At 67.6% G+C, this 12,512-nt stretch carries 10 protein-coding genes; all 10 read right to left on the bottom strand.

The annotated features are described in order from the left end of the window. Positions 1-11: 11 nt before the first annotated feature. The 10 genes from recN to murG all read right to left on the bottom strand — a co-directional run bounded on the left by recN (position 12) and on the right by murG (position 12,511). Positions 12-1,685, bottom strand: coding sequence for a DNA repair protein RecN (gene recN, locus C7T96_RS12460; protein WP_106571563.1), 1,674 nt, complete (start codon positions 1,683-1,685; stop codon positions 12-14). Positions 1,686-1,703: 18 nt separating this feature from the next. Continuing rightward, on the bottom strand, positions 1,704-2,570 hold the full coding sequence (locus tag C7T96_RS12455; RefSeq protein WP_106571562.1) for an outer membrane protein assembly factor BamD: 867 nt from the start codon (positions 2,568-2,570) through the stop codon (positions 1,704-1,706). Positions 2,571-2,708: 138 nt separating this feature from the next. Further along, positions 2,709-3,659, bottom strand: a complete 951-nt coding sequence (gene lpxC / locus C7T96_RS12450; protein WP_106571561.1) for a UDP-3-O-acyl-N-acetylglucosamine deacetylase — start codon at positions 3,657-3,659, stop codon at positions 2,709-2,711. Positions 3,660-3,945: 286 nt separating this feature from the next. After that, complete coding sequence (ftsZ, locus tag C7T96_RS12445) at positions 3,946-5,565, bottom strand: cell division protein FtsZ (protein ID WP_106571560.1); 1,620 nt, start codon at positions 5,563-5,565, stop codon at positions 3,946-3,948. 67 nt (positions 5,566-5,632) lie between these two features. Next, on the bottom strand, positions 5,633-6,943 hold the full coding sequence (gene ftsA, locus C7T96_RS12440; protein WP_106571559.1) for a cell division protein FtsA: 1,311 nt from the start codon (positions 6,941-6,943) through the stop codon (positions 5,633-5,635). Further along, complete coding sequence (locus tag C7T96_RS12435; RefSeq protein WP_106571558.1) at positions 6,940-7,869, bottom strand: cell division protein FtsQ/DivIB; 930 nt, start codon at positions 7,867-7,869, stop codon at positions 6,940-6,942. Before C7T96_RS12435 ends, ftsA begins: the two co-directional genes overlap by 4 nt. Continuing rightward, entirely contained in the window at positions 7,857-8,783 is a 927-nt protein-coding gene (locus C7T96_RS12430; protein WP_106571557.1) for a D-alanine--D-alanine ligase, read from the bottom strand. Before C7T96_RS12430 ends, C7T96_RS12435 begins: the two co-directional genes overlap by 13 nt. Before the next feature lie 241 nt (positions 8,784-9,024). Beyond that, entirely contained in the window at positions 9,025-9,987 is a 963-nt protein-coding gene (murB, locus tag C7T96_RS12425) for a UDP-N-acetylmuramate dehydrogenase (protein WP_106571556.1), read from the bottom strand. After that, complete coding sequence (gene murC, locus C7T96_RS12420) at positions 9,984-11,390, bottom strand: UDP-N-acetylmuramate--L-alanine ligase (protein ID WP_106571555.1); 1,407 nt, start codon at positions 11,388-11,390, stop codon at positions 9,984-9,986. Before murC ends, murB begins: the two co-directional genes overlap by 4 nt. Beyond that, positions 11,387-12,511 (bottom strand): undecaprenyldiphospho-muramoylpentapeptide beta-N-acetylglucosaminyltransferase, encoded by a 1,125-nt coding sequence (gene murG / locus C7T96_RS12415; protein WP_106571554.1) that lies wholly within the window; start codon positions 12,509-12,511, stop codon positions 11,387-11,389. Before murG ends, murC begins: the two co-directional genes overlap by 4 nt. Position 12,512: the final 1 nt, after the last annotated feature.

Genomic DNA, 12,512 nt, shown 5'->3' with positions numbered 1-12,512 from the left:
TGCCGCAGACTTCAACTGACAGCCGCGTTCTCGCCCAGAAGCCTGCTCGCGGCGGCGCGCGCCTCGTCGGTGATCGTGGCGCCGGCGAGCATACGCGCGATCTCCTCGCGCCGCGCCGCCTCAGCCAGCGCCTCGACCCCGGTCGCCACGCTTTCGGCGGTGCCGGTCTTGGAGATCAGGAAATGATTCGCCGCCCGCGCCGCCACCTGGGGGGCGTGCGTCACCGACAGCACCTGCACCCGCTCCGCCAGCCGCGCCAGCCTCTTGCCGATCGCGTCGGCGACCGCGCCGCCGACACCGGTGTCGATTTCGTCGAAGACCAGCGTCGGCGCCGAACCGCGGTCGGCCAGCGCCACCTTCAGCGCCAGGAGGAAGCGCGACAACTCGCCGCCGGAGGCGATCTTGACCATCGGTCCCGGCCGCGAGCCGGGATTGGTGCGTACCCAGAACTCGACCTGGTCGATGCCGTCCTCGCGCCGGTCGTCGGGCTCGCTGTCGATCTGGACGATGAATTCGGCCCGGTCGAGCTTCAGCGCGGGCAATTCCGCCATCACCGCCGCCGACAGGGTTGCCGCGGCGGCGTGACGGTCGGCCGAAAGCGCGGCCGCGGCCCGGTCATACGCCGCGCGCGCGGCAAGGGCCGCCTTTTCCAGTCCGGCCAGGCGTTCCTCGCCCGCATCGAGATCGGCGAGGTCGGCCGCCATGCCGTCGCGCAGTTCGGCAAGCGCCTCGACCGCGACATTGTGCTTGCGCGCGGCGGCGCGCAGCGCGAACAGCCGCTCCTCGGCCTCCTCCAGCCGCTTGGGGTCGAATTCGGTCGCCCGCATCGCCGCGTCGATGCCGCTTTGCACCGAATCGAGCGCGATCAGCGCCTCGTCGAGCGCCTTGATCGTGTCCTCCAGCAGGCCCGGCGCCTCGCCGGCCTTGCGTTCCAGACGCCTGAGCAGGCTGGCAAGCTGCGGCACCGGCGAGGCGGGACCGGAAAAGACCTCCTGTGCGTCGCTGATCTCGGTCGCGATCTTCTCGGCCCGCATCATCGTGGCGCGCAGGCCGGCAAGCTCCTCCTCCTCGCCGGGCATGGGACCGAGCCTGTTGAGTTCGTCCACGGACGCGCGCAGATAATCGGCCTCGCGCGCGGCGGCCTCGACCCGGGCGCGATGCCGCGCCAGATCCTGATCGGCCGCGCGCCACGCCTGCCAGCACGCCCGTACCGCTTCGGCCCGCTGGCCCAGCCCGCCAAACGCGTCGAGCAGGTCGCGATGCGCATCGGGGTCGACCAGCGCGCGCTCGTCGTGCTGGCCGTGGATTTCCACCAGCGCGCGTCCGACCTGACGCATCAGGCCGACGCTCGAGGGCCGGTCGTTGACGAAGACGCGCGTGCGGCCGTCCGCCGTCTGCACCCGGCGCAAAACGATGTCGCCGTCGTCCTCCATGGCGTTGTCGCGCAGGATGGCACGGGCGGGATGATCGGCGGCAACGTCGAAGGCGGCCACGACCTGGCCCTGCGCCGCGCCGGAGCGCACCAGCCCGGCATCGCCGCGCATGCCGAGCGCCAGCGACAGCGCGTCGAGCAGGATCGACTTGCCGGCGCCGGTTTCGCCGGTCAGCACCGACAGGCCGCCGTCAAACCCGATATCGAGTTTTTCGATCAGGACGATATCGCGGATCGAAAGCTGGACGAGCATTGCAAACGCCCGCTCTCGTCAGCCGCCCAGAATGGCAGCTCCGGCCTTCGACAGCCACGACTTCCTGTTTTCGCGCGGCTCGAGCCCCCCGGTCTGCAGGAGCGCGTAGGAATCGCGATACCACTGGCTGTCGGGATAATTGTGCCCGAGCACGGCGGCCGCGGTCTGCGCCTCGGAGGCCAGCCCCATGGCGAAATAGGCTTCCGTCAGCCGCGCCAGCGCCTCCTCGACATGGCGCGTGTCCGAATAGGCCTCGACCACCAGGCGGAACCGCTTGATCCCGGCGACATATTCGCGCCGCTCGAGATAATAGCGGCCGATCTGCATTTCCTTGCCGGCGAGCTGGTCGCGGGCGAATCGCTTCTTGGTCTTGGCGTCCTCGACATATTCGGATTCGGGCCAGCGGGTGATCACCTCGTCCATGGCCTCGATCGTGCGCCGCGCGTCCTTCTGGTCCTGCGTGACGTCGGGGATCTGCCGGAAATAGCTCAACCCGACAATATATTGCGCATAGGCCGCGTCATCCGTGTAGGGATAGAGCGACACATAGCGCTTGCCCGTGTTGATGGCGTCCTGGTAGTTGCCCTGCCGGTAATTGGTGAAGGCGTGCATCACCATCGCGCGGCGGGCGAACTCCGAATAGGGATGCTGGCGGTCGACGGCCTCGAACTTGGCGATCGCCTCGCTCATCCGTCCGGCTTCGAGATTGGCCAGGCCCTGATTGTAGAGCGTATCCGCCGGCTCGATATCCTCCACATAGCTGGCGAGATCGATATCCTTTTCCGAAGCGCAACCGGCCGCGGCGAGCGGGAGCGCAAGCACCGACAGCGCCAACAAAAAATTGCCCGCGCGCCTGCTTGGCCTAGAAATTCGATCGGATCGCATCTGTGCTCTGGTCCCTCGGGCCGATACGGCCTGTCGACCGACGCCATAAATCACAGCATCGGCTTTCGGGCAACGCTATCGCCCCTCAATCGCGCAATTTTGTGGCGAAACGCCGTCCAGCGGGCGCCCGCACAGTCTTCATAGCCGCCACGGCGCATAGGCCGGCGCGTTCACCGCCACCAGTTCCGCCGAGCGGCCGCGCTCGCGACGTCCGGTCTCGACGATCTCGAAGGCCGACGGATCGGACAACAACAGCCGCAGCGCGGTGGCGTTGAGGCTGTGGCCGCCGCGATAGGAGCGGAAACAGCCGATGAAACGCGCGCCCGCCAAAGCGAGATCGCCCATCGCGTCGAGCGTCTTGTGCCGCACGAACTCGTCCTCGTAGCGCAGGCCCTCGATATTCACGATGCTGTCGTCGTCGGCGATCACCAGCGAATTCTCCAGCGACGAGCCGAGCGCGTAGCCGGCCGCCCACAAGCGCTGCACGTCCTTCATGAACCCGAAGGTGCGCGCGCGTGAGATTTCGCGCTTGAACACGCCGGGATCGATGTCCGACGCGAAGAGCTGGCGCCCGATCGCCTTGCTGTCGAAATCGATCTCGACCTCGAACCGGGTTCCGTCATAGGGCAGGAATTCGGCCCACGAACCGCCCTTCTCGACCCGAATCGGCTTCAGGACACGGATGTAGCGACGCTTGACGGCGAGCGGGCGAATGCCGGCCTGTTCGAACGCCTCGACGAAATTCTCGCTGCTGCCGTCCATGATCGGCACTTCGGGCCCGTCAATGTCGATCGACACATTGTCGATGCCGAGCGCGAACAGAGCCGCCATGAGATGCTCGACCGTCGCGATCTGCGGCCCGCCGGGCGCGCCGAGCGCGGTACACAGGTCGGTCGCGCCGATCTCGGAGACCAAAGCACGAATCTCGACCGGTTCCCCCGCCCCGTCCTGATAGGAAAACACGACGCCCGAATCGGCATCGGCGGGATTGAAATGGATCGTCACCGGCTTGCCGCAATGCACGCCCACTCCCGAAAGAGAGACGCGCGATTTCAGCGTGGTCTGATATTCGTGCAATTCCAATCCCATCGCCCCGCCCCGTACGACACCGCTTGACCGATCGCAAGCCCGCGGGTCCTTTGCGCGTACGTTCAGGAACTCCAATCCCCGAAAGCCCTGCACTGCGCCTGTACAAATCGGGGCCGAAGATACTGTCCGCGCGGAGAGTCGCCAAATCACGGTTTCTTACTCAGTGTTACGAGTTTCCTTGTTGAAGCTGCTCCCGTTACACCCTGATTTCGTTGATGAAACGAAGGAAGCGGACTGAAGGTTTCCCTCCGGCCCGCTTCCGGTTGTTAACAGGCTCGTCGGCCCCTCAGTTGGCTTGCCGGCGCAGGAATGCCGGGATCTCGAGTTGGTCGTCTTCCTGCGGCGCACGCGAGGCCGGCGTCAGGCGCCCGTGGTCGTCGAGCTGCCCCTGCCGAGGCGCATAGAGCTGCGCGTCCTGGCTGGCAAGGCGCCGGGCTTCGGGCTGGCGCACCAATTGCGGCTCGCGTGGCGCGCCGGCGCTGCGGGCCGGCTCGTCTTCGCGCCGCGACAGGCCGGTGGTCAGCCGCTTCAACAGTCCCATCGGCCCCTTGTCTTCGGCCCCGGCCTCGGCGCCGGAGCGCGCCTGCAGCTCGGCCTTCACGACCGGCGGAAAATCCTCCACGCGCGGCATGCGGGGCTGGGCCTCGGCGGCAGGCTGCATCCGCGGCGCGGCGGGCCTGGCCGGCGCGGCCGCGGCCTGCTCGGGCGGTGCCTGGAAGATGCGGCTTTGCGGGCGGAACTCCGGTTGCTGCCCACCGCGTTCGGCGTCGCGGATCGCTTCGGCCACCGGGTCCTCGGCGGTGGCGGCTTCGGCGGCCGGCGCGGCCGCCGGCGCCGGAGCGGGACGTGCCTCGGGTGCCTGCTGCGGGGTTGCCGCGCGCGGCGCGACCGGCTTCGGCTGCTGGCGGATTTCGACCGGCGTGGCCGCGATCTCCGAAGCCTTCTTGTCGATGCCGGTGGCAACGACCGAGACCCGGATCACGCCTTCCAGATCCTCGGCGAAGGTGGCGCCGAGAATGATATTGGCTTCCTGGTCGACTTCCTCGCGGATGCGCGTCGCCGCCTCGTCGACCTCGAACAGGGTCAGGTCGCGGCCGCCGGTGATCGAGATCAACAGGCCCTTGGCGCCCTTCATCGAGCTTTCGTCGAGCAGCGGGTTGGCGATCGCAGCCTCGGCCGCGGCCATCGCGCGCCCCTCGCCGGACGCCTCGCCGGTGCCCATCATCGCCTTGCCCATCTCGCGCATCACCGAGCGCACGTCGGCGAAGTCGAGATTGATCAGCCCTTCCTTGACCATCAGGTCGGTGATGCAGGCAACGCCCGAGTAGAGCACCTGGTCGGCCATCGCGAAAGCATCGGCGAAGGTCGTCTTGTCATTGGCGATGCGGAACAGGTTCTGGTTGGGGATGACGATCAGCGTGTCGACCGACTTCTGCAACTCCTCGATGCCGTGATCGGCGATCTTCATGCGCCGCTGGCCCTCGAAATGGAACGGCTTGGTGACGACGCCGACGGTCAAGATGCCCTTTTCGCGCGCGGCCTGCGCGACCACGGGCGCCGCACCCGTGCCGGTGCCGCCGCCCATGCCGGCGGTGACGAAGCACATATGCGTGCCGGCGAGATGGTCGACGATCTCGTCGATGCATTCTTCCGCTGCCGCGCGGCCCACTTCCGGCTGCGACCCCGCGCCGAGCCCCTCGGTCACATGGGCGCCAAGCTGGATCAGCCGGTCGGCCTTCGACATCGTCAGCGCCTGCGCGTCGGTATTGGCGACCACGAAATCGATCCCCTTGAGGCCGGCCGTGATCATGTTGTTGACGGCGTTGCCGCCACCGCCGCCGACACCGAAAACGGTGATGCGCGGCTTTAGCTCGGTGATGTCCGGCTTTTGCAGATTGATTGTCATGTCGTCGTCCTTTTCGCCTTTCTCGCCGCATCGCCGCCGCGGCCGCCAGGAGGTGTGATCCTCAAAGTTAGAAACTGTCTCTCAACCATTGACCCATACGCAGGAACCGCCCGCCCGTTCCGGTCGCGCGCATGCCCATAAACTTCGAAACCCGGCTGTTTTCGAACGAGGCCACCTGGGGATAGATCATCAGTCCGGCCACAGCCGCGAAGGCCGGTCCCTTGGCCGCCTCGGGAAGACCGGCCACGCCGAGCGGTCGCCCGATGCGCACGCTGCGCCCCAATATGCGCCGCGCCGCCTCCGGCAGGCCGACGAGCTGGCTCGCGCCGCCGGTCAGAACCACGCGCTTGCCGATCGTGCTGCCGTAACCCGAACGTCCCAGCCGCTCGCGCACCAGTTCCAGCGTCTCCTCGACTCGCGCGCGGATGATGCGCGTCATCACCGCGCGCGGCACCTGCAGCGGCTCGTCGCCGTCGCCGCTGCCGACCGAGGGGACATTGACGATGTCGCGCTCGTCGGCGGTGCTCGGCAGCGCCGAGCCGTGCATGACCTTGAAACGCTCGGCCACCTCGACGCTGGTCGACAGGCCGCGCGCCAGATCGAGGGTCACATGGTTGCCGCCGACCGGAATCGATTCGGCGTGAACGAATTTTCCTTCCGCAAACACCGACAGCGTCGTGGTGCCGCCGCCCATGTCGATGCAGGCTGCGCCAAGCTCGGCCTCGTCGTCGACCAGCGCCGCCAGGCCGCTCGCATAGGGCGTGGCCACCATGCGCTCGACCGACAAATGGGCGCGGTTGATGCACAGTTCGAGATTGCGAATCGGCGCCGCGTCCGCCGTCAGCACATGCATGTCGACGCCCAGCGTCTCGCCGACCATGCCGCGCGGATCGCGGATGCCGCGTTCGGCATCGAGCGCAAACCCGACGGCCAGCGAGTGCAACAATTCGCGCTCGGCCTCCAGGGCCTGCTTGGCGCCGGCGGCGAGCACCTTCTTGATGTCGGAGGCGTCGACGGCATGGCCGCCGAGATTGACCGTGGCGGTCGAAACCTCGCTTTTCAACCGGCCGGCCGACAGGTTGACGATCAGCGAATCGACGGTGACGCCCGCCATCCGCTCGGCCGCGTCGACCGCCAATCGAATGGCGTGCTCGGCGCGGTCGAGATCGACGACCATGCCGGACTTCACGCCCTGCGATTTCTGGTGGCCGATGCCGACGATGCGGACCTGGTGCGTGCGCCCCTTCAAAAGCTGGCCGCCTTCGGCCGGCCTGAGCTTGCCGATGATGCAGCAGATCTTGCTCGATCCGACATCGAGCACGGTCACCACGCCGGAGCGGCGGGCGGCGGTATCGCGGGGGGCGGCAAGCCAGCTCATATCGATCGCCCCTTGCGCTTGCCCTTGATGCGCCCGCTCAAGGCCGCGTCGCGCCGCTCCGCCCCTTCGGGCGTCAGCTTGACCACCAGACGGTCCTCCAGCCGCATGTCGACGGCGGCGATATCGCGTTCCAAAAGCCCGTGTGTGCGCTCGAGCGCGGCCAGTTCGGCGATCGCGCGGTCTTCCTCGTTCTCCGGCAGCTTGACGGTCACGCCGTTGGCGAGCCGCAAATCCCAGCGCCGATCGGCCACCCGCACGAACCCCCTGACGCGCCCGGCAAGCGCGGGATGGGCCGCAAGCTTGCGCACGATCGCCTGCGCGCGCTCGGCCGCGCCCGTGCCCACCACCAGCGGCAGCTGGGCGTAGCGGTCGCTGCGATAGGGCGCGATCTCGGCCCCGTCGCGTTCGATCAGCGTCAGGTCGCTGCCGCGCTGCCAGATCGCGAACGGCTGTTTCTCGACGATCTCGATCTCGATCGCGTCGGGATAGATTTTGCGCACCGAGGCCGAGCGCACCCACGGCATGGCGGCGATCCGCGTGCGCGCGGTGTCGGCGTCGAACCCGACCAGCGAGGTCCATCCGTCGAGTTCCAGCCGGCCGAGAATGTCGATCTCGGACGTTTCGACATGACCTGAAATGCGAACATCGTTGACCGCGAAGCCGCTGCGCGCGGTCACCGCCTTGACGATCGACGGCGTATGGCCGCCGAGGACGGCGCCATAGGCGCCGGTCGCCGCCAGCATGCCGAGCGTGACGACCAGCATGGCGTGACGCGGCACTTCGACCGCATCGACATCCAGGCGCGACAGGAAGCGCGCCGGCCGGCGCAGCAATGGCGGCAGAACGCCGTCCGAAAAACCGGCAAGCGTCCGCGACGGGAGCGAAGCGCCCGTTTTGCGGTTTTTTGCCGGTCTCAACGCAAACACGAAGCGTCCTCCACCATCCAACGCAGCAACTCACCAAACCCGTGCCCGGCATGCGCGGCCAGTTCCGGCACGAGCGATGTCGGCGTCATGCCCGGCTGCGTGTTGACCTCGAGCCAGATCAGCTCGCCATTGTCCGAATGGCGGTCGTCGTAGCGGAAGTCGGACCGGGTCACGCCCCGGCAGCCGATGGCTTGGTGAGCCTTGAGCGCGAGTGTCTGTATTTTTTGGTAAATATTCGGTGAAATTTTTGCGGGGCATTCGTGTTTTGAGCCCCCTGCCGCATACTTTGCATCGTAGTCGTAGAAGGAATGGCCCACCGGCACGATTTCCGTGACGCCGAGCGCCACGTCGCCCATCACCGCGCAGGTCAATTCGCGCCCGTGCACGAATCGCTCGACCATGACGACGTCGCCGTATTTCCAGTCGTCCGACTGGATGATTTGCGGCGGATGCGGCTGATCGGCCTTGACGATGACGACGCCGAAGCTCGACCCCTCATTGACCGGCTTGACCACGTAAGGCGGTTTCATGGGATGCCGGGAGCCGATCTCGAAACGGTTGCGGATCTTCGATTCGGCGACCGGAATACCCGACGCCCTGGCGACGAGTTTGGCCTTTTCCTTGTCCATGGCCAGCGCCGAGGCCAACACGCCGGAATGAGTGTAGGGAATTTCGAGATATTCGAGGATGCCCTGAACCTTGCCGTCCTCGCCGAACGGCCCGTGCAGCGCGTTGAAGGCGACATCGGGCCGCAGCTCGGCCAGCACCCGGCCGAGATCGCGGCCGACATCGACCCGCGTGACGCGATACCCCTCGCCCTCCAGCGCGTCCGCGCAGGCCTTGCCCGACGACAGCGAAACAGGCCGTTCGGAGGAAAAGCCCCCCAACAGAACGGCAACGTGTTTTTTCGCCATACCCAGACTTCCCCTGCTTCGGCGGGCCTCTCCGCGCAATCCGGGTTTGAGTCCGAGTCCACCGGCGGAAGACCCCCCAGTCAAAAACGCGGCGAACGCGTGAAACGACTCAAATCAGGAAACGCTTGGCCCCAAAGAATCAGAGCTTTAGCCCGCTGGCAAGTCTGGAATGTCGGGTTGGCGGCCGCTCGTGCCCGGATTGCCCGCTTCGGCGCGGCGCGCTTAGCGGCAAGGGTGCCGGCTACAGCATCTGCCCCAGGAACTCGTCGATCTCGTGACCGGGCTTGAAGGCGCCGATGCGCCGGATTTCCCAGGTCAGCCTGATGCCGGAATGTTCCAGCACCCGGGCGCGCACGGTCTCGCCCAGAAGCTCGAGATCGTATCCGGTCGCGGTGCCGGTATTGATCATGAAATTGCAATGCATGGGCGACATCTGCGCGCCGCCGATCATCAGGCCCCGGCAGCCGGCCTTGTCGATCTCCTTCCAGGCCGACGTCCCTTCCGGGTTCTTGAAGGTCGAGCCGCCGGTCTTCTCGCGGATCGGCTGCACGGTCTCGCGATGATGCTGAACGGCGTCCATCGCCGCCCTGATCTCGTCCTTGTCGGCGGGCTCGCCGGCGAAAATCGCCTCGGTGAAGATCAGCTCCTTCGGCGCGGCCGAATGGCGATAGGCATATCCCATATCGGCATTCGAAAGGACGTGGAGCGTACCGTCGCGGTCGAGCGCGCGCACTTCCACGACGCGCTCGCGCGTCTCCACGCCATTGGCGCCGGCATTCATGCGCAGCGCCCCGCCAATGCCGCCGGGAATGCCGTGATAAAAATGGAAGCCGCCGAGACCGGCCTCGAGCGCCACGGCCGCCACGCGCTTGTCGGGCGCCGCCGCGCCGGCGCGAAGGCGATCGTCGCCGATCGCCTGCACCGCGCCGAACCCCTTGGCCGACAGCCTGACGACGAACCCGCGAATGCCGCCCTCGCGCACCAGCAGGTTGGAACCGATGCCGACGACGGTGATCGGGATGTCGTGCGGCACCGCTTTCAAGAACGCGGCCAGATCCTGTTCGTCGGCGGGCTGGAACAGCGCATCCGCCGTGCCGCCGGCCCGAAACCAGGTGATCTTGTCCATCGCCGCGTCGGGCGTGATGCGCCCGCGCACGGCCGAAAGCCGGTCTCCCAGCCGCTCCAGGAGCGCCGCACCGCTCATGCCCCGCCCCCGGCAAGCGCCTCGGGCACCTGATAGGCCCATTGAGTGATGTTGCCGGCGCCCAGAAAGATCACGTAGTCGCCGTCGCGGGCGAGATCGCGCACGATCGGCGCGATCGCCTGCGGCCCGGCGATCGCGCGCGCGTCGCGGTGGCCGCCCGCGCGCATGCGCGCCACCAGCGTCTCGGCCGACACGCCGTCGATCGGGTCTTCGCCCGCCGCATAGACGGGCGCCACCAGAACCGTGTCGGCATCGTTGAAGCAGGAGGCGAAATCGTCGAACAGATCGTGCAGCCGGGTGAAGCGGTGCGGCTGCGCTATCGCGATGACGCGGCCCTTGCAGGTCTCGCGGGCGGCGTCCAGAACCGCGGAGATCTCGACCGGGTGATGGCCGTAATCGTCGAAAAAATGGACCCCGTTCCAGGTGCCGGTCGGGGTGAAGCGCCGCTTGACACCGCCGAACGATAGCAGCCCCTTGCGGATGTCGTCGGCCGAAATACCCAGTTCGTGCGCCACCGCGATCGCCGCCGTCGCGTTGGCGACATTGTGACGGCCGGGCATCGGCAGGCGCAGGCCGCGAATGTCGCTGACCTGACCGGTCTTGCGGTCGCGCACGACGATGTCGAACAGGGAATGGGTTCCCTCCGTGCTGACATTTTCGAACCGAACGGCGGCCTGCGGATTGCCGCCATAGGTGATGACGCGCCGGTCCTCGATGCGCGAAACCAGCGCCTGCACCTCGGGATGGTCGATACACATCACGCCGAACCCGTAAAACGGCACGTTTTCGACGAATTGGCGGAACGCCTCGCGCACGCCGTCGAAACTGCCGTAATGGTCGAGATGCTCGGGATCGATATTGGTCACCACCGCGATCTCGGCCGGCAGCTTCAAGAAGGTGCCGTCGCTCTCGTCGGCCTCGACCACCATCCAATCGCCTTCGCCCATACGCGCATTGGTGCCGTAGGCGTTGATGATGCCGCCATTGATCACCGTCGGATCGAGTCCGCCGGCATCGAGCAGCGTGGCCACCATCGATGTCGTTGTGGTCTTGCCATGGGTGCCGCCGATGGCCACCGCCTGGCGGAAGCGCATCAGTTCGGCCAGCATCTCGGCGCGCCGGACCACCGGCAGGAGGCGTTCGCGCGCGGCGGCGAGCTCGGGATTGTCCTTCTTGATCGCCGTCGACACCACCACCACCTCGGCCTCCCCGAGATTGGCCGCGTCGTGGCCGACGAAAACGCGGATGCCCTTGTCGCGCAGCCGCTGCACATTGGCGTTGTCGGACTGGTCGGAGCCCTGCACCTCGTAACCGAGATTGTCGAGCGCCTCGGCGATGCCGCTCATGCCGATGCCGCCGATGCCGACGAAATGAACCAGGCCGATCGTCTCGGGCATCTTCATGATCGGACTCCTTGCTTGAATGCGTCAACCGACAGACCCGACGCAATAACGTCCGTCAAGTCGGCGAGCAACCGGGTCGCATCCGGCTTGCCGGCCGTCCTGGCGGCCGCCGCGATGGCGCCCAGTCTCGCGGGATCGCGCATCAAGCCGTCGAGGAGGTCGCGCAGTGTCTGCGGCGTCAGCGTCGCCTGGGCATGGACTTCCGCCCCGCCGGCCGCCTCCAGCGCGGCGGCGTTGGCCGCCTGGTCGTGATCGAGCGCATACGGATAAGGCACCAGCAGCGCCGGGCGCCCGATCGCCGCGATTTCTGACACGGTCGACGCGCCGGCGCGCGCGATCACCAGATGCGCGCGCGCGATTCGCGCCGCCATGTCGGTGAAGAACGGCGATATCTCGGCCGCAACGCCCATCGCCTCATAGGCCGCGCGCACCGCCGCCTCGTCTTCCGGCCGGGCCTGCTGGGTGACGCGCAGGCGCCGGCGCGCCTCGTCGGGCAGGGCCGCGATGGCCGGCGGCACGGCTTGCGAGAAAAACTGCGCGCCCTGGCTGCCGCCGAACACCAGAAGCGCGAACGGCGCATCGGGCGCCGGCGGCCGGTACGTCGTGGCGGCGGCCTCGATCACGGCCGGGCGCACGGGGTTGCCGGTCTCAACGATCCGGCCGGCCAGCGCCCCCTCGGCCTTCAAAAACCCGCCGGCGATGGCGGTCACACGGGTCGACAGCGCCCGGTTGGCCCGTCCCATCACCGCGTTCTGTTCGTGGATCAGGGTGGGGATGCCGCGCCGGGTCGCGGCGAAGACGGGCGGCAGGGTCGGATAGCCGCCGAAGCCGACCACCGCCTTCGGCTTCAGCCGCTGCAGCAGCGCCGACGCCTCGCGATAGCCGCGCCACAGCGCCCAGAACGCGCGCGCGACCGCGAGCGGATTGCGCGAGCCGATCGTGGCCGAGGTGATCACGTGATGACCGTCGGCGGGAAAGGAGCCGGCATAACGGGCGGCGCGGTCGTCGCTGGCCAGATGCACGCTCCAGCCGCGCGCCTTGAGCGCGTGCGCCAGCGCCTCGGCCGGAAACAGATGGCCGCCGGTGCCCCCGGCCGACAGCAGGATGGTTCCGCGGCTCATC

The sequence above is a fragment of the Nitratireductor sp. StC3 genome (assembly GCF_003015025.1).
GTDB lineage: Bacteria > Pseudomonadota > Alphaproteobacteria > Rhizobiales > Rhizobiaceae > Mangrovimarina > Mangrovimarina alexandrii.
This window is presented reverse-complemented; position numbering and strand designations above follow the sequence as displayed.